Source organism: Salinivibrio sp. IB872, from assembly GCF_001995345.1.
Classification (GTDB): Bacteria; Pseudomonadota; Gammaproteobacteria; order Enterobacterales; family Vibrionaceae; genus Salinivibrio; species Salinivibrio proteolyticus.
In genome coordinates this window covers 95,697-113,104 of sequence record NZ_MUFO01000018.1, presented here as the reverse complement: position 1 = coordinate 113,104, position 17,408 = coordinate 95,697, and the positions used below count along the sequence as shown (strand labels likewise).

Annotated in this window: 16 protein-coding genes; 12 read left to right on the top strand and 4 right to left on the bottom strand. The window is 50.7% G+C overall.

Annotation, left to right across the window (positions count from 1 at the left end):
• Positions 1–235: 235 nt before the first annotated feature.
• Entirely contained in the window at positions 236–763 is a 528-nt protein-coding gene (gene fldB, locus BZJ18_RS09595; RefSeq protein ID WP_077456323.1) for a flavodoxin FldB, read from the bottom strand.
• Positions 764–955: 192 nt separating this feature from the next.
• Here fldB and xerD point away from each other — a divergent pair, with 192 nt between their 5' ends.
• The 5 genes from xerD to BZJ18_RS09570 all read left to right on the top strand — a co-directional run bounded on the left by xerD (position 956) and on the right by BZJ18_RS09570 (position 7,847).
• Positions 956–1,804, top strand: coding sequence for a site-specific tyrosine recombinase XerD (gene xerD / locus BZJ18_RS09590; protein ID WP_232112119.1), 849 nt, complete (start codon positions 956–958; stop codon positions 1,802–1,804).
• A gap of 19 nt (positions 1,805–1,823) precedes the next feature.
• A complete protein-coding gene (gene recJ / locus BZJ18_RS09585; RefSeq protein ID WP_077456319.1) occupies positions 1,824–3,554 on the top strand; it encodes a single-stranded-DNA-specific exonuclease RecJ in 1,731 nt (576 codons plus the stop codon).
• 91 nt (positions 3,555–3,645) lie between these two features.
• A protein-coding gene (gene prfB, locus BZJ18_RS09580; RefSeq protein WP_108743140.1) for a peptide chain release factor 2 occupies positions 3,646–4,744 on the top strand; the annotation gives its coding sequence in 2 pieces (ribosomal slippage) (positions 3,646–3,720 and positions 3,722–4,744; 1,098 coding nt in all).
• A 26-nt stretch (positions 4,745–4,770) separates the two neighbouring features.
• Entirely contained in the window at positions 4,771–6,279 is a 1,509-nt protein-coding gene (lysS, locus tag BZJ18_RS09575) for a lysine--tRNA ligase (protein ID WP_069586549.1), read from the top strand.
• A gap of 230 nt (positions 6,280–6,509) precedes the next feature.
• Positions 6,510–7,847, top strand: a complete 1,338-nt coding sequence (locus BZJ18_RS09570; RefSeq protein WP_077456317.1) for a sigma-54-dependent transcriptional regulator — start codon at positions 6,510–6,512, stop codon at positions 7,845–7,847.
• A 37-nt stretch (positions 7,848–7,884) separates the two neighbouring features.
• Here BZJ18_RS09570 and BZJ18_RS09565 read toward each other — a convergent pair whose 3' ends face one another.
• Positions 7,885–8,313 (bottom strand): PACE efflux transporter, encoded by a 429-nt coding sequence (locus BZJ18_RS09565; protein WP_077456315.1) that lies wholly within the window; start codon positions 8,311–8,313, stop codon positions 7,885–7,887.
• A gap of 177 nt (positions 8,314–8,490) precedes the next feature.
• Here BZJ18_RS09565 and BZJ18_RS09560 point away from each other — a divergent pair, with 177 nt between their 5' ends.
• Complete coding sequence (locus BZJ18_RS09560; protein WP_077456313.1) at positions 8,491–9,369, top strand: LysR family transcriptional regulator; 879 nt, start codon at positions 8,491–8,493, stop codon at positions 9,367–9,369.
• A 452-nt stretch (positions 9,370–9,821) separates the two neighbouring features.
• Entirely contained in the window at positions 9,822–10,052 is a 231-nt protein-coding gene (locus BZJ18_RS09555) for a hypothetical protein (protein ID WP_077456311.1), read from the top strand.
• Positions 10,053–10,139: 87 nt separating this feature from the next.
• On the opposite strand, the gene BZJ18_RS09550 is transcribed toward BZJ18_RS09555, so the two are convergent.
• Entirely contained in the window at positions 10,140–11,174 is a 1,035-nt protein-coding gene (locus BZJ18_RS09550) for an NADP(H)-dependent aldo-keto reductase (protein ID WP_077456309.1), read from the bottom strand.
• A gap of 139 nt (positions 11,175–11,313) precedes the next feature.
• Between BZJ18_RS09550 and BZJ18_RS09545 the strand changes: the two genes are divergently transcribed.
• Complete coding sequence (locus tag BZJ18_RS09545; RefSeq protein ID WP_077456307.1) at positions 11,314–11,616, top strand: DUF6482 family protein; 303 nt, start codon at positions 11,314–11,316, stop codon at positions 11,614–11,616.
• Between the two features lie 9 nt (positions 11,617–11,625).
• Here the strand turns inward: BZJ18_RS09545 and mutH are convergent, their stop codons facing one another.
• Positions 11,626–12,291: a DNA mismatch repair endonuclease MutH gene (gene mutH, locus BZJ18_RS09540; protein WP_077456305.1), complete on the bottom strand. Its 666-nt coding sequence runs from the start codon at positions 12,289–12,291 to the stop codon at positions 11,626–11,628.
• Between the two features lie 631 nt (positions 12,292–12,922).
• Between mutH and rppH the strand changes: the two genes are divergently transcribed.
• Genes rppH through lgt form a run of 4 tightly spaced genes read left to right on the top strand, consistent with a single transcriptional unit; the run spans position 12,923 to position 17,338 of the window.
• On the top strand, positions 12,923–13,435 hold the full coding sequence (rppH, locus tag BZJ18_RS09535) for an RNA pyrophosphohydrolase (protein WP_069586557.1): 513 nt from the start codon (positions 12,923–12,925) through the stop codon (positions 13,433–13,435).
• A gap of 18 nt (positions 13,436–13,453) precedes the next feature.
• Positions 13,454–15,715 (top strand): phosphoenolpyruvate--protein phosphotransferase, encoded by a 2,262-nt coding sequence (ptsP, locus tag BZJ18_RS09530; RefSeq protein ID WP_077456303.1) that lies wholly within the window; start codon positions 13,454–13,456, stop codon positions 15,713–15,715.
• Entirely contained in the window at positions 15,715–16,521 is an 807-nt protein-coding gene (locus BZJ18_RS09525; protein WP_108743141.1) for a sulfite exporter TauE/SafE family protein, read from the top strand. Before ptsP ends, BZJ18_RS09525 begins: the two co-directional genes overlap by 1 nt.
• Positions 16,522–16,534: 13 nt before the next feature.
• Positions 16,535–17,338 (top strand): prolipoprotein diacylglyceryl transferase, encoded by an 804-nt coding sequence (lgt, locus tag BZJ18_RS09520; RefSeq protein WP_077456299.1) that lies wholly within the window; start codon positions 16,535–16,537, stop codon positions 17,336–17,338.
• Positions 17,339–17,408: the final 70 nt, after the last annotated feature.

Below are 17,408 nucleotides of genomic sequence, written 5' to 3'. Positions count from 1 at the left end.
AATAAACTCGAAGTCGATGGCACGGTCGATTTTACGAACAAGATGGTCTTTGGGAACAAGTTGTTCCATCGTCACCATTTCAAGTTCATATTGGTGTGGAGAAGGTTCTTGAAGCATACCGGAGCATCCCTATTGCGACACTCCTATTAGATCAAAGGTCTAGCTCGAAAGCTAGACCTTTGTCAGCAGTCTGAACCGCGCTCAGGCGCGGTTTTTTATATCAACAGGCGAGGTATCAGGCCTGTTCGAGTAACGCTTGGTATTCAACCAAAACTTGCTCGCACCAGGTGTGAATCCGTTCGTCGCTTAGGTCGTACTCACTGTCTTCGTCTAGGGCCAAGCCAACAAACTGTTTTCCTTCGTCTGTCACGGCTTTAGACGCATCAAAGCGGTAGCCTTCGGTGGGCCAATAGCCAATAAATTGCGCACCACTGCCTTGCAGCTGCTGGTGGAGCATGCCCATGGCATCGAGGTACCATTCGGCATAGCCTTCTTGGTCGCCAAGGCCAAATAATGCAATCACTTTGCCTTGCAGTTGCAGACTATCAATGTCTTGCCAAACGGCTTCCCAATCTTCTTGCAGCTCACCGAAGTCCCAAGTTGAAATGCCGAGAAGTAGCAAGTCATACTCTGCCATCTTGGCCAGCGGCGTTTCTTTGACGTTGTGCAACTCAACCAAATCGTCGCCGATAAAGTCACGGATCTTTTCCGCTGCCATTTCGGTATAACAGGTGGTTGAGCCATAAAACAGACCGATTCTCATAGTTTGACTCATTTGGTTTGATTACCTGCAGTTTACCTGCTGGTGGGTAATTTGATCCAGCAAGCGGCGCCGACATTTTGTATAATGACCCGCGCTAAGTCGCGTGTGGCGCCCTTATTATTCGAGTTTTCCCCAATAAGCAGGCTGAATGTGAACAAGAATGTTGAATTAATCGAGCAGTTCCTCGATGCCATGTGGATGGAGCGGGGGCTATCGGAAAACACCCTCGGCTCTTATCGGAATGACTTGCTCAAGCTCTGCCACTGGCTTGATAGCCGTGCATTGCTGTCGGTGAGTAAACAGGACTTGCAGGATTATCAGTACTGGTTGCACGAACAAGCCTACCAGCCCAGCAGCCGAGCCCGTATGGTGTCGGCACTGCGTCGTTTGTTCCAGTATCTATACCGTCAAAAGCTGCGTCCGGATGATCCGAGTGCCACCTTAATTAGCCCTAAACAACCGAAACGCTTGCCGAAAGATCTCAGTGAAGAGCAAATTGACGCATTACTCGATGCGCCCAATACCGACGATCCGCTGGAGCTGCGCGACAAAGCCATGCTTGAGTTGCTTTACGCCACGGGGTTGCGTGTCACTGAGCTGGTGGGCTTGACCACTGAAAATGTGAGTTTACGGCAAGGGGTGGTCCGTGTGGTCGGTAAAGGCGACAAGGAGCGCTTGGTGCCGATGGGAGAAACCGCGGTAGATTGGTTGGAGCACTATTTGGCGCACAGCCGGCCTGTGCTGCTTGGCGAAACCAGTACCGATGTCTTTTTCCCGAGCAAACGGGCGCGACAGATGACACGCCAAACGTTTTGGCACCGGATTAAGTATTACGCTCAGCTGGCAGGGATTGATAGCGACGCGCTCTCCCCGCATGTGTTGCGCCACGCCTTTGCCACCCATCTGCTCAATCACGGTGCTGATTTGCGTGTGGTACAAATGTTACTTGGCCATAGCGACCTCTCGACGACCCAAATCTATACCCATGTTGCGACTGAGCGCTTGAAACAGCTGCATCAAACTCATCATCCACGCGGCTAACCCTGATTGGTGATTTTCCATGATAGAGATAAAACGACGAATGCCGACGGTTACGCCGGCCTTTAGTGATGATATTTCCCCTTTGCTACAACGCTTGTATGCCAACCGAGGACTGCGCGAAGACAGTGAGTTAAACCGCAGTGTGGCAGGTTTACATCAATACCAAGCGTTAACCGGTATTGAAGGCGCTGTCGCACTTATATCGGAGGCGATCGCAACCCACAAGTCGATTCTTATTGTGGGAGACTTTGACGCTGATGGCGCGACCTCGTCGGCGCTCTCGGTAAAGGCGCTTCGCATGATGGGTGCAACGCGGGTCGATTATTTAGTGCCCAACCGTTTTGATGATGGTTATGGACTGAGTCCTGAGGTCGTCGATCAAGCGGCTGAGCGTGATGCTGATCTCATCATGACCGTTGATAATGGTGTGTCATCGTTGGCCGGAGTCGCGCATGCCAAAGCGTTAGGCATGCAAGTGGTGGTGACCGATCACCACCTACCCGGAGAGCAGCTTCCGGACGCAGATGCGATGGTAAACCCTAATCTAAATGACTGTGGCTTCCCGTCCAAAGCCCTTGCCGGTGTCGGGGTGGCATTTTATTTGATGCTGGCATTGCGGGCCCATTTGCGTGGACAAGGTTGGTTTGAGCAACAAGGCATTGCGATACCGAACTTGGCGGAACTGCTTGATTTGGTTGCATTGGGAACCGTAGCTGACGTGGTGGCATTGGATGCCAACAACCGTATCTTGGTGCACCAAGGCTTACAGCGCATTCGTGCAGGGCGATGTTGCCCCGGTATTCAGGCTCTGATCGAAGTCGCTAACCGAAACATGGCGACCTTGGTGGCCAGCGACTTTGGATTTGCTTTAGGCCCAAGGATCAACGCGGCGGGGCGACTGGATGATATGTCGTTTGGAGTGGAGCTATTACTGAGCAACAATATCCACGCCGCGCGACGCATGGCCTCTGAGTTGGACGCACTTAATCAAACCCGCAAAGAAATTGAAGCCGGGATGAAGCAAGAAGCGGTAGCATGGTGTGAGCGCTTGATTGCTGAAAAAAGCGAACAAGACTTACCTGTTGGCCTCGCACTCTTTCAACGAGATTGGCATCAAGGCGTGATTGGTATTTTAGCCTCGCGTCTGAAAGAGCAGTTTCATCGTCCCGTGATCGCTTTTGCCGATGGGGGCGATGGCACCATTAAAGGCTCGGCGCGTTCGATTCCAGGATTGCACATGCGCGATACGCTGGATCGGATCGATACTCAGCATCCCGGCTTGATCAAAAAGTTTGGCGGGCATGCCATGGCGGCAGGGCTGACTATCGATGAAAGTGAATTTGAGCGTTTTGCCCGTTTGTTTGATATGCAAGTACGTGAGGCAGTCAGCGACGATGATCTCAAAGGCGTACTACTCAGTGATGGGGAACTGTCGAGTCGTGACTTGAGCATCGAAACCGCGGAGCTTATCCAAGCGGGGGGACCTTGGGGACAAGGATTTCCGGAGCCGCAATTTGATGGCACGTTTAAGGTGTTACAGCAAAAGCTGGTTGGCAGTAAGCATCTGAAATTAATGGTGGAGCATCCAGACGGTGGTGCCATGATTGATGCAATTGCGTTTAATATCGATGTGCGCCGTTGGCCGGACCCGAGTGTGAAGCAGATGCGGTTAGTCTACCGGCTGGATATTAACGAGTTTCGTGGTAATCGCAGTGCGCAATTGATTGTTTCTCATCTGGAGAGTGCTTAATTGTGCGGCTTTTTCCGTCATGCCCTGTTTATTGACCCCACAATTCGCTAAAATTCGGCGGTTAAATTTCCGCAAATGAAGATGCTTGACCATGTTTGAGATCAATCCAATCAAAAACCGCCTCGCGGACATCGCTGAACGCACCGATGTTCTTCGGGGGTATCTTTGACTACGATGCCAAGAAAGAGCGTCTAGAAGAAGTTAATGCCGAATTAGAACAACCAGACGTCTGGAACGAACCTGAGCGCGCACAAGCACTGGGCAAAGAACGTGCCTCGCTGGAAGCTGTGGTTGAAACCATTGACCAACTCACCCAAGGTGGTGAGGATGTTAACGAGCTTTTGATGCTCGCCGTTGAAGAAGACGATCAAGAAACCTTTGATGAAGTCGAGCCAGAGCTTGCCGACTTAGAAGACAAGCTTGAGAAGCTGGAATTTCGCCGTATGTTCGCTGGTGAACACGATGCGTCAGATTGCTATATCGATCTGCAAGCCGGTTCCGGCGGCACAGAAGCGCAAGATTGGACCAACATGATGTTACGCATGTACTTGCGTTGGGCCGATGCGAAAGGCTTTAAAGCGGAAGTCATTGAAGTATCTGAAGGTGAAGTCGCCGGCTTAAAGTCTGCCACCGTGCGGATTACAGGTGAATACGCCTACGGTTGGTTACGTACCGAAACCGGGGTGCATCGTTTGGTTCGTAAGTCACCGTTTGATTCGGGTGGTCGCCGCCATACCTCGTTTGCGTCTGCGTTTGTTTACCCTGAAATTGATGATGATATTGCTATCGACATCAATCCTGCCGATCTGCGCATTGATGTGTATCGCGCGTCTGGCGCAGGTGGTCAGCACGTTAACACCACAGAGTCTGCGGTTCGTATTACCCACGTGCCGACCAATACGGTGGTGCAGTGCCAGAACGACCGTTCGCAGCATAAAAACAAAGACCAAGCGATGAAGCAGCTTCGCGCCAAACTGTTTGAGCTTGAGTTGCAAAAGCAAAACGCGGAAAAACAAGCCAACGAAGACGCGAAGTCAGATATCGGCTGGGGAAGCCAGATCCGTTCCTACGTGCTGGATGACTCACGCATCAAGGACTTGCGCACCGGGGTTGAAAACCGCAATACACAGGCCGTACTTGACGGCGATTTGGATAAATTTATTGAAGCCAGCCTCAAATCTGGCCTGTAATCACGACTTTGAGTAAAGGGTTTTCTATGACTGACCAGTTACAAGACGAAAATAAGCTGATAGCCGAGCGTCGCGCCAAACTGAATCACATCCGTGAAAACTGCAAGGCGAACGGTCATCCGAATGATTTCCGTCGCGAGCACCTTGCTGCGGACCTACAAGCTGAATTTGGCGAAAAAGAAAAAGCTGAGCTAGAAGCGCTCGATCATAAAGTGACCATCGCAGGCCGTATCATGGCGAAGCGTGGTCCTTTCTTGGTGGTACAAGACGTCTCGGGCCGTATTCAAGCCTATGCCTCTAAAGACGTTCAAAAGGCACTGAAAGCCGAATACCACGGCTTGGATATCGGTGACATCATTGGTGTACACGGTGCGCTGCACAAATCCGGCAAAGGCGATCTGTATGTCAATATGGAACGCTACCAGTTGCTGACCAAGGCCTTGCGTCCATTGCCTGAAAAATTCCATGGCTTGGCTGATCAAGAGCTGCGCTATCGTCAGCGCTATGTAGATTTGATCGTCAACGAAGAATCGCGTCAGGCGTTTCAAATCCGTTCGAGTGTAGTGACTGCTATCCGTAACTACATGGTAGAAAAACACTTTATGGAAGTAGAAACCCCGATGATGCATGTCATCCCTGGGGGCGCGACCGCACGTCCATTTATCACTCACCACAATGCGCTAGACATTGATATGTACTTGCGTGTGGCGCCAGAGCTTTATCTCAAGCGTTTGGTCGTGGGTGGTTTTGAGCGTGTGTTCGAGATTAACCGCAACTTCCGTAACGAAGGCTTGTCGCCTCGTCATAACCCAGAATTCACTATGATGGAATTCTATATGGCGTACGCGGATTACAATGATCTGATGGACTTGACCGAAGACATGCTATCGCGTGTTGCTCTCGAGGTTCTGGGGCAGTCTGTGATGCCATATGGCGAGCATGAAATTAACTTTGCTGGTCCATACCCACGCATGACCATGCTGGATGCGATCAAGCAGTACAACCCTGATCATGCTGAGATCCAAGCACTGACCTACGAGAATGCGCAAGACCGTGATCACCTCGCGGCGATTGCTAAATCACTGAAAATCAGTGTGGAGTCATTCTGGACGGCCGGTCAGCTGATGGAAGAAATCTTTGGTGAAACCGCTGAGCCTCAGTTGATTCAGCCAACCTTTATCACTGAGTATCCTGCAGATATTTCACCACTGGCTCGTCGCAACGATGACAACCCGTTTGTAACCGATCGCTTTGAGTTCTTTGTCGGTGGTCGTGAAGTGGCGAACGGTTTCTCGGAGCTGAATGACGCAGAAGATCAAGACGCACGCTTTAAAGCCCAAGTGGAAGCGAAAGACGCGGGCGACGATGAAGCTATGTACTATGATGCAGACTACATCAACGCGCTTGAGCATGGTTTGCCGCCAACGGCAGGACAGGGGATTGGTATTGATCGCCTAGTGATGCTATTTACCAACACGCATACCATCCGTGATGTTATTCTATTCCCAGCGATGCGCCCACAGCAAAACGGCTAAATCGCTAGGTATGATGAAAAAGCGGCTTTCGAGCCGCTTTTTTTCTATCAGCGGAATCATGCCCGCGCTAAAAGCCTTATTTTATTCTGCGTTTTGCGATGAGTGACTAAAATCATACGTATTCCGACCTACTCAATGTCTCTTTATTGAGACAGAATCAGGACTGAGCCTCCTTATAATGGGATTTTGGTTCTTCCGCAGTATCACAGACTGGATGTAAGGCAGAGGTTATGGGATTACACACAGGGAGTGAAACAAACTTGAGCTCATTGGTGGTCGTCGGGGGCCCGTATGAGCCTTGGATAGCAACCCTGGAACAAGCAGGCTGGCGGTGTCATCGTTGTTATGACTTGCGGGCAGCGCAATCTTTGTTGCAAGACATTGGCCCCTGTATTGGTATTGTTGACTTAAGCCACGATGATTTTAGCCTCAATGGCGTCGCGTCTATGGTTAACCGTAACAAGCAAGTGCGTTGGTTGGCCTTGGTACGCGAAGAGCAATTGGGGAATGAAGCAATCTGCCAGTTTATTGTCAGCTTTTGCATTGATTACTTCACCTCGCCAGTGCCGAACTCACAGTTGATGAGCACCATTGGTCACCAATTGGGGATGCTGCGTTTGGAGCGTCAGGTGTGGCCCCATCTGGGCGATCACAGTGATATGGGCTTGGAAGGCAAAAGCCCTGCGATGAAAAAGCTGCGAGATCAGGTGCGACGTGTTGCGCCGACCGATGTGTCTGTGCTGGTGGCCGGTGAGAGTGGGACAGGTAAAGAGTTAGTCGCACTGGCGATTCATAACGCCTCTACCCGTGCCAAAGGCCCGTTTGAGTCGATTAAATGCTCGGCATTGGCCGACGAGCAAATGCAGCAAGAATTATTGGGTGATGACGAGACGCCCGGAAAAATACGCCAATGCCACAAAGGCACCTTATTTTTTGATGAAATCGGTGACTTACCGCTGCACTTACAAAGCCATTTGTTGCATTTATTGCAAGAGGGGATGCTGGATATCAATCACGACAAGTACAATCGTGATCTGGATGTGCGTGTTATCGCCTCAACCCATATGGATTTAGAGAAGCGGGTCGCTGAAGGATTGTTCCGCGAAGATCTGTATTACCGGCTGAATGTGTTACGTATTAACATGCCGTCGTTGAAAGATAGGCAAGCCGATGTCACTGACTTAGCCGACTATTTTCTGCTCAAATTTGCCCGTCAATATAATACCCAAGCGCGAACGTTTTCAGATGAAGCCAAGAGTGTATTAAGCGCCTATTCATGGCCGGGGAACGTGCGGGAGTTAATCAATCAAGTCAAACGGGCCGTGCTTCTTGCCGATCACTTGGTCATCGAAGCGGAACATCTCGATTTACCTCGCCAAGGGGACTATAAACAAAGTCTGCGCAAAATACGCGAAGAGTCAGAGCGCGATGCATTGATTGCGGTACTTGAGTCGAACAAAGGACAGGTGTCGGCAGCGGCGAGAGAGTTGGGCGTGTCGCGAGCCACCATGTATCGCTTGCTCAACAAACATAACTTGATCCCGACCCCTCGCACGTTTCGTCAATAGAAAGATTGAGCTGGGCTGCTTCCGTGCAGCCTGACCATTACGCTTGGGGAGAATGGGAAGGGATCGGAAAGACTTGATCATAGACCCAGTTATAGACAAAGGCGTAAAACAAGTAGAACACAACCATACCTAAATCCATCACCACGGCTTGCCAAAGGGTCATCGAGAGCCACCACATAATAAACGGAATGGTGACCACCAAAAGCCCAGCTTCAAAAAACACGGCGTGCAGGATTCGGATTGGCAGGGTTTTGAGGACACTGCCTCGCATCGCGAGCATGGCTCTATCAAACAGGATGTTATACACATAGTTCCAACCCGTCGCGATCACGGAAAACAGCACGCCCATCACCCCCAAGTGGCCGATATCAGCCCCCAATATAAAATTGAGCCCGACTACCACTAGAATTAGGCCTATTAATTCAAAGCCAATGGCATGACGCCAGCGATCGGCTTTTGTTCGCATTACAACCTCACACAACACAATCAATTTACGTTATTCGCGACCGATAGTGGCGACGCTAGGGAGAAGACTCCGTTTTGCCTACTATCGATCTTCCGGGATATTGTATAGATAAAATCGATGTATATAAGTTAGTAACTATCGTATAAATAGATAGATGACAATTCTTGGGAGAGCTTGATGGCGTTTTCATTGGATCAATTAGCCGCGTTTGTGACGACAGCACAGACAGGCTCCTTTTCTGCGGCGGCGAGAAAGCTGGGTAAAGCACAATCTGTGGTTAGCACCGCGGTCGCGAATCTAGAGATTGATTGGGCGGTAACGTTATTCGATCGTCAAAGACGCTACCCGGTGCTGACAGAGCAAGGTGAGGCACTGCTGGGTAAAGCGAAGCGAATTTTAACCGAAATGCAGCGTCTTCAAGYCAGCGCCGATGCGTTTGCAACCGGAGTCGAAACCCGACTCACCATTGCTGCAGAGTCTGCCGCGATCTCGCCCAGTATTGCTGCGCGTCTGGCGGCGTTTGAACAGCAATTTCCACAGGTCGAAATTGAAATTCTCACCGCCGCTTATGTGGATGTGATTAGCTTACTTGAGCAAGGGCGCGCGCAATTAGGGCTGCTGGTTCAGGAACAACAGCTGCCGACCGCCTTTGAATTTCATAACCTTGAGATGATGCGAATGTGTGCGGTTTGCAGTGCTCAGCATCCACTCGCGCGGTTAACGCACTTTGATTGGCCCGAAATTGTGAAGCATCGCCAAATTGTGGTGGCCGGACGAGATAGGCACGCGGCGCCGCGTTGGCAGTATGCAGACAGTGCATGGCGAACAGAAAATTTGAGTGTGGCATTGCGTTTGGTTGAGGCGGGGATTGGTTGGGCGGAGCTGCCCTTCTCATTAGTGGAAACGGCGGTTCAACAAGGTGAGTTAGTGATTTTGCCTTCCGATCTTGCTCAAGATAGCTGGGAACTTTTTGTCGATTTGGTTTGGTTGCCTCAGCAGGCCATGGGGATAGCACTGCAAGCGTTGCGCCAACAGCTTATTGCCTCAAAGGTTTAGTTATCGCCCACTCAATGAGTTTAGGTCACGAAGGGGATGAAAGCGACAGCTGATGCTGAGATAGGAACAGAATAATTATCTATTTATGTCACAGCCTTGTTAACCAGAGCAGTGCAAATACAAGGTTGATAAAAATGATAGCAGAGCATTGCGTTAAATTTGCACAATATTCGAATAAGTTATTGAATATAATGACGTGATATTGAACAATAAACCCTCAAGTCACGCAGATTCATGTGTATTTAGGAGGCAACATGACATACATACCGAGCCAAAAACAGGGTGTCATCTTTGCCTCAGCGATGGGTCGTGCCAATCATTGCGCACGAGATACCCGCTTATACATCTGACTCTGCGACCAATTGTAACTGGCCGCGGGCATAATGCGGCCAGATTGCAGTACCTCTACGTATTGTGCCTGTGGCCTCCTTTAACCAACAAGGAGAGCCATCATGACTCAACTATCTTTATACCCATTAGCGCAAGCTGTTGTTCGTATTAGCGCACGTCGTCAGCGCCGCACCAACGCAAACCGTTATCGAGTTGCCAATGTTGCATTGAACCGTCATTTGCAGCGTGATATTGGTATCACCGCCGACCTCCAAGATGGGTTGCCTGTGAATACGCATTTCGCGGCAAAACGCTATCTTGTGACATGGCGACGACGATGGCGGTGGCTGTAATGGGTCCCAGAAAGCGGCGTTTGCGAGCAAACGCCGCCCTATCTAATCACCCTCTGCGCGGCAGCCAATAAGGCTGCCGTTTCTCGTTTAAGGGCAAGGGTTTGGATAGCGAGTAGCGATATCGTCAATCCCCGCGAGGACGTCCTCACTGAGGGTAATATTGAGGCTGTCGATATTGCTTTCTAGCTGTTTTAGCGTGGTTGCGCCAATAATATTGGAGGCAACAAAAGGGCGAGAGTTGACAAAAGCGAGCGCCATTTGCGCCGGATCCAAGCCGTGCGCTCGGGCTAACTCAACGTATTCCTGCGTCGCTTTTTGTCCTGCTTCAGTAAAATAGCGAGAAAAACGCTGATGTAAGGTACAACGCGCACCAGAGGGACGCGCGCCGCCCAAATACTTACCACTGAGGGCACCGAAGGCAAGGGGGGAGTAGGCAAGTAGCTCGACGCCTTCGTGATGACTGATTTCAGACAGGCCAACTTCAAAGCTACGGTTAAGTAAATTATAGGGATTTTGGATCGATACAATCCGCGTCAGGCTATGTTTTTCGGCTAAATGCAAATAGCTCATCACGCCCCAAGGCGTCTCATTTGATACCCCGACGTAGCGGATTTTACCGGCTTTCACCAGATCATTTAACGCATCCAGGGTATCTAGCAAGGTGACGCCGGAGTGCTCGTCTTGATACGGATAGTTCAATTTGCCAAAACAGTTATTGTGACGCTGTGGCCAGTGCACCTGATACAAATCGATGTAGTCAGTTTTTAAGCGCGATAAGCTGTCTTCAACGGCTTGATGAATGTGGCGACGATTGAGGGACATATCCTCACGAATGTAAGGCACATTGCGTGGACCAGCGACTTTGGTGGCCAAGATCACACGATCACGCTTCCCCGACTTTTCTAACCAACTTCCAATATACGCCTCGGTTCGGCCTTGGGTGGCTTGGCTGGGCGGAACCGGATACATTTCGGCGGTATCGATAAAATTAACGCCGCGCTCAAGGGCAAAATCCAATTGCGCATGGGCATCGGCTTCGGTGTTTTGCTCACCGAAGGTCATGGTGCCCAAGCACACTTTACTGACATCTAAGGTGGAATGGGGCAGGCGGTGGTATTGCATCCTGTCTCCTTGTCTGCAATCGACCTATGGCATTCCATAGTAGAGAATTTTATTGCTCAGCAAAAGCGTTGTGGCGCCTTGCTTGACAGTTTCTCCGATCCTGCTCTTTACTGATAAAGATTACAACGAGGAGAGCATCATGAACTATGGACAACTTAAGGCATGGATGCGCGCCGACCCGCGCTCTTGCCCCCAATGTTATGTGATGGCGCACGCCGGTGGTGCGAAATATTCCGTTGAAGTGGAGGTGAAACACCACCTCGAACCTTTGCGTGACGATGCCACCGGTGAAGTGATGCAGTTTGATAATGTGGGTCAAGTGGGAGACCGCTTAAAGGCGCTGGGAATTGAACAGGGTGTATTGCGCTTGTTCGACCCTTACGACGAGTTCGCCACCGGTGATCAACCGCCCTGCAAAGAGGACATGCCGATACGCTTTTAGGCCGTTCGGTCAGCTGACGAAAAATCGGCTTAGAATATGATGGGTGAACTGGGTGCGCAGATAAAAGCCACGCGGTAGGGTTTTGATCGGTTCGCCTTTTGCCCCAAACGCATCGGTGAGTGCATGGCTGTTGGCGGCTTTGGGGCGCAGCTGTAAATACTGGCCGTGACGCGCGGTAATATCATTCACCCGTCCTAAGGCAATCAAATCCATCAGCTCTTCCCAATCGGCACGCAGCTGCGCGTCTTCTTCTCGACTGGGTGACCAGAGCAGGGGGGTGCCAATGCGCCGCTCTGCGAGTGGGATAGTGCGTTCTCCCTCAACCGGAACCCAAAGAACACGGGAGAGTTTGTGCCGAACATGGCTGTGTTCCCACTGTACACCACTGATCCCCGTCAAAGGCGCAACACACACAAAGGTAGTTTCGAGTGGCTTGCCATGCGCGTTAACGGGGATCGTTTTCAGCTCAATCCCCAAATGAGCAAAGTCTTGCTCGGGCTTACTTCCTGCCGTCGCGCCCAAGCAGGTTTCTAACAACATGCCTACCCAGCCTTTTTCTCGGCTCAGATCGGCCGGACAGGCGACCCCATGCTCGTGGCTGATTTCCCCTAGCGTAAAACCGGCTAAATCAGCGGCACGCTGCATGAGTTCTGATTCGGACTGTGGTGGCTGCATATAGATAGCTTTTCGGCATCGGGTAATGTTTGGCATAAGATGACCGGCATTATCGTTAAGCGTCGAGCAAGGCGCAAGGATCCTCATGGTGAAGATCAATCTGGCGGCGCTTTAGTTATCCACAGAAAGATAAGTGTTGCGTATAAAAATCGCGACCATGATCATATATACAGTACCATTTTTACCTGTGTTAGGTGAGTAACTAACGATATTGTTGGATTTTTGCGCTAACGATGTGGATAATTTACTAACTGATGGATCTTTGAGCGATCTGTGTGCAAAGGATGATCGAAAGATCGTCAGAAGGATCTTTGCTGGGTTTTATGTTTTTAATATTCTGATTTATATGGGTTATTTTTATTTTTGTTTAATTATAAATCAGATTAACTGATCTTGATCTGATGACGTTTTAGACTTTTTCGTTGCTTCTTCACAAATCTATCCACAGAAAGCGTGAATAAATGTGCGCAAACTCTCATTGCTATGTTTATAACTTCCTGTTAGGCCCTGAGTTATCCTCAGATGACGACGAGTGCGCAAAAACACAGGTTAATCCACAATGTTTGTTTACCCTTAGCGGCTTTTTGTGAAAAAATCAGACTCAGTAGAGATTTATCATTGAGGTCGTCCAGTGATTGATGGCGATGGCTATCGTCCCAATGTGGGGATAGTAATATGTAACGGCCACGGTCAGGTTCTCTGGGCTCGTCGATATGGTCAGCATTCATGGCAGTTCCCGCAAGGCGGGATTGATGATGGGGAAAGTCCCGAACAAGCCATGTTCCGTGAGCTTTACGAAGAAGTGGGGCTGACCAAAAAAGATGTCCGCATCTTGGGTACTAGCCGTCATTGGCTACGTTATAAGCTCCCGAAACGTTTGGTGCGTTGGGACTCCAAGCCAGTCTGTATTGGGCAAAAACAAAAATGGTTTTTGTTGAAGCTGGAATGCGATGAGTCGAAAGTGAATGTGTCCCGCGGGGGAACCCCGGAATTTGATGGCTGGCGTTGGGTCAGTTATTGGTATCCGGTACGTCAGGTTGTGTCTTTCAAACGCGAAGTATACCGCCGCGCAATGAAAGAGTTTGCGCCGTTAGCGATGCCTTTTAAGGAGCGTAAGCCTCGACGTCGGAACAAGCGAGGGTAACGTTTAAGGAGGAAGCCGGTGCTGACACAGCTTAGAAATATTGTTCAGAGCGTAGCCGCATCGGCGGATCTTCATCAGGCGCTGCAAACCCTAGTGCAGCAAACCTGTGTTGCGATGCACACTGAGTGTTGCTCTGTGTACCTTGCCAATCCCGAGCAAGCCAGCTTTGATCTGATGGCCACCCAAGGCTTGGATCCTGCCGCGCAAGTCTCACTGTCTTTTGGTGAAGGCTTGGTAGGGTTAGTTGGCGAGCGCGCAGAACCGATCAATCTGGCCCATGCGCGTGAGCATCCCGCGTTTAAACCTTTCCCTGCCACAGGAGAAGATGCCTTCCAGTCTTTTCTAGGTACGCCCATTATTTATCGTAAAACGGTACTGGGCGTACTGGTCGTGCAGCAACACCAGCCGCGTCAATTTGACGAAAGTGAAGAGTCGTTTCTTGTCACTCTCGCCGCGCAACTGGCCGTAGTGTTTGCCCATGCCGATGCACAAGGCGGATGGCTGAATGCGTCACAGTCACCCGTGTTGTTGGAAGGGGTTCCCGCATCACCTGGGGTAGGAATTGCGAATGCATGGTGTGATGATTCTCAACCACGTTTAGAGGACGTTTCACCGGCCAGCTGTTTGCATGTTCAAAAAGAGCTCGATCGTTTAGATGCCGCATTAGATGATGCGTCAGTGGAGTTCCGTCGCCTTAGAAAACGCTTTGATAAGGAGCTACAAAAAGAAGCGCTGGCGATCTTTGATTTGTTTGTCCATTTGCTCAACGATCCTATGCTGCGTGAGGATATGACCCTACGTATCCAACAGGGCGACGAAGCCGCGTGGGCGGTCCGACAAACGGTAGAAACCTTTTCATCCCGTTTTGCGGCCATGGATGATCCCTATCTTAAGGCACGGGCTGCCGATGTGAAGGAGCTCGGCCAGCGGTTACTCTATTTTCTTTCTGAAGCCTCAAGCAATCATCAACCCATCTCGTCACCTATCGTCTTGCTTGCCCGTGAACTGACAGCTGGCATGCTGGCTTCTATTCCACGTGCGCTGCTCGCGGGGGTCGTAGCCGAAGAGGGCGCGGCGAACTCCCATGCGGCCATCTTGGCAAGGGCACTTGGCATTCCGGCGGTGATGGGAGTGAGCTTTTCCGCGCCAAGACTCCACAATAAATCGGTGATCTTGGATGGTCACAAAGGGCTGTTGATGATTGAGCCCGCCGCACCTTTGCTGAAGGAGTATCAGCAGCTGGTTCAAGCGGAAGTCAGTTTGCAATCGACCCTAGATACGGCGCTAGCCTCGCCCGGAAAAAGCCAAGATGGCACCCGTATCCAGATCCATTTGAACGCTGGTTTGAGCGCCGACAGTAGCATCGCCATCAACCAAGGTGTCGATGGGGTGGGCTTGTTTCGGACCGAAGTGCCTTTTTTAATGCAGCGCCGTTTTCCTTCCGAGGACGAACAGGTCAAACAATACCGTGCGATTTTAGCCAGCTACCCAGATAAACCGGTGGTGATGCGCACCTTGGATATTGGCGGGGATAAGCCATTACCCTATTTGAGTGTCGATGAAGATAACCCGTTTCTTGGCTGGCGCGGCATTCGTTTTACCTTAGATCATCCCGATATTTTTCTGATCCAAGTGCGTGCGATGCTGCGTGCCAGTTTGGGTTTGGATAATTTGAAACTCTTATTGCCGATGATCTCCGGTGTGAATGAATTGCTGGAAGCGAAAGCGTTAATTGCTCGCGCGTTTGAGGAAGTACGCCAAGAGGCACAGTTGGCGGGAGAAGTTCTGGTGAAACCGCTGCTTGGCATTATGGTTGAGGTACCCTCGGTGTTGTATCAGCTCGATGGGATCGCGCAAGAAGTCGATTTTCTTTCCGTTGGCACCAACGATTTAACGCAGTATTTGTTGGCCGTGGATCGCAACAATGCCCGCGTCGCCAACATCTTTGATGCGCTCCATCCTTCCGTACTTCATGCGCTGAGTTTGATTGCGACTACCAGTGATCGCCATCAATTGCCGGTGAGCGTATGTGGTGAACTGGCTGGCGATCCGGTGGGCGCGGCATTATTAGTGGGACTGGGGTATCGTCAATTGAGTATGAATACGCGTAATGTGGCAAAGATTAAGTACTTGCTCAGTCGTCTTTCCTTACCGCGCTTACAAAAGCAAACCGAGCAGATGCTTAGTTTGAGCGAACCCGGACAGGTCCGTACCCAGATGGAAGGCTTTTTAGCCGAACAAGGTTTGGATGCGCTGGTTCAAATTGGACGTATGCGATGATCACCACCGCAACCTTGTTGTTAGCGTTTATTTGTATGCTGTTGGGGGCGTTAGTTGGCACACTCTCCGGACTCCTTGGCATTGGCGGTGGCTTGGTGGTGGTGCCGGCGTTAAGCTTTTTGCTGCCATTATTTGGTCTGTCTGCTGATATCGTCATGCCGATGGCGCTGGCAACATCGTTGGCTACCATTGTCTTAACCTCCAGCGCCTCAGCGTGGCGCCATTTTTGTATGGGCAATGTGGATATGCGCGCGGTCAGAGCCCTGGTTCCAGGGATGATGCTAGGCGGCGTATTAGGTGCCTCATTGGCAGATAAACTTCCACCCGATTGGCTGCCACGTATCTTTGGCGTCATCGTGCTGACCATGGCGATACAAATGTTGCTCAGTCGTCCCCAAGTCACCCTCCGCCCTTTACCGTCTCCATGGCGAATATCTCTGGCGGGTACCTTGATCGGTACGCTATCAAGCTTGGCTGGCATTGGCGGCGGATCCTTTACCGTCCCTTACTTGCATTGGCGAGGGGTCACGATGCACAAAGCCATTGGCAGCTCTGCACTTGGCGGCGCCGTGCTCGGGTTGGCCGGGATGATAAGTTTTGTTTGGTTGGGCTGGCGACAGACGGAACCCTTACCGGCACTCAGTGTCGGATATTTGTATTTGCCCGCCTTGCTGGGTGTGGTGTCGACTTCCGTGTTGATGACTCGCGTTGGCGCCACGCTCGCGGTAAGGCTTCCGACGCGGCAAATAAAACGTATTTTTGCTGGCTTTCTTGTTATTGTCGGCGCAAGCATGTTGTTGAAGTAAAAGGATGGAATCCATGACAGAAGGTTACATTACCTTTCCGTCGATAGACCCGATATTAGTCGAGCTTGGCCCGATTGCCATTCGCTGGTACGGACTGATGTATTTAGTTGGTTTTGTGTTTGCCCTATGGCTCGCCAATTACCGTGCTACGAAACCGAACAGTGGTTGGAGCAAAGAGGAAGTCAGTGATTTACTGTTCGCGGGTTTTCTTGGCGTCGTACTGGGCGGTCGCATCGGTTACGTATTGTTTTATCAATTTGATGCGTTTGTTGCCGACCCCTTATTCTTGTTTAAAGTGTGGACTGGCGGCATGTCCTTCCATGGTGGCTTGCTTGGCGTCATCGTGGCCATGGCATGGTATGCGCGTAAAACCCAACGTCATTTTTTCACCGTGGCTGATTTTATTGCGCCGCTCGTTCCTTTCGGTTTAGGCGCGGGGCGGTTAGGCAATTTTATTAACGGTGAACTTTGGGGGCGTGTTACCGATGTGCCTTGGGCGATGATCTTCCCCACCGGCGGTCCTTGGCCGCGTCACCCTTCCCAGCTTTATGAGTTTGCACTCGAAGGGGTGGCGTTGTTTGTGATCCTCAATCTGTTTATTCGCCGTTCTCGTCCTATGGGGGTGGTATCGGGATTATTCTTAGTCGGGTATGGCACTTTCCGCTTTATCGTCGAATACTTCCGTGAGCCGGATGCGCATCTTGGGTTGTTTGGTGACTTGTTCAGCATGGGACAGTTATTATCATTGCCGATGATCGTTGCTGGGGCGCTCTTGATGGTCTGGTCGTACCGACGAGGCTCTGTTGCGGCTCGGTGATTAACGTCGAGTAATCAGATATACTATTGACCACACCAAGGCACCGCGGGCGGTGCCTTTTGTTTGTCCA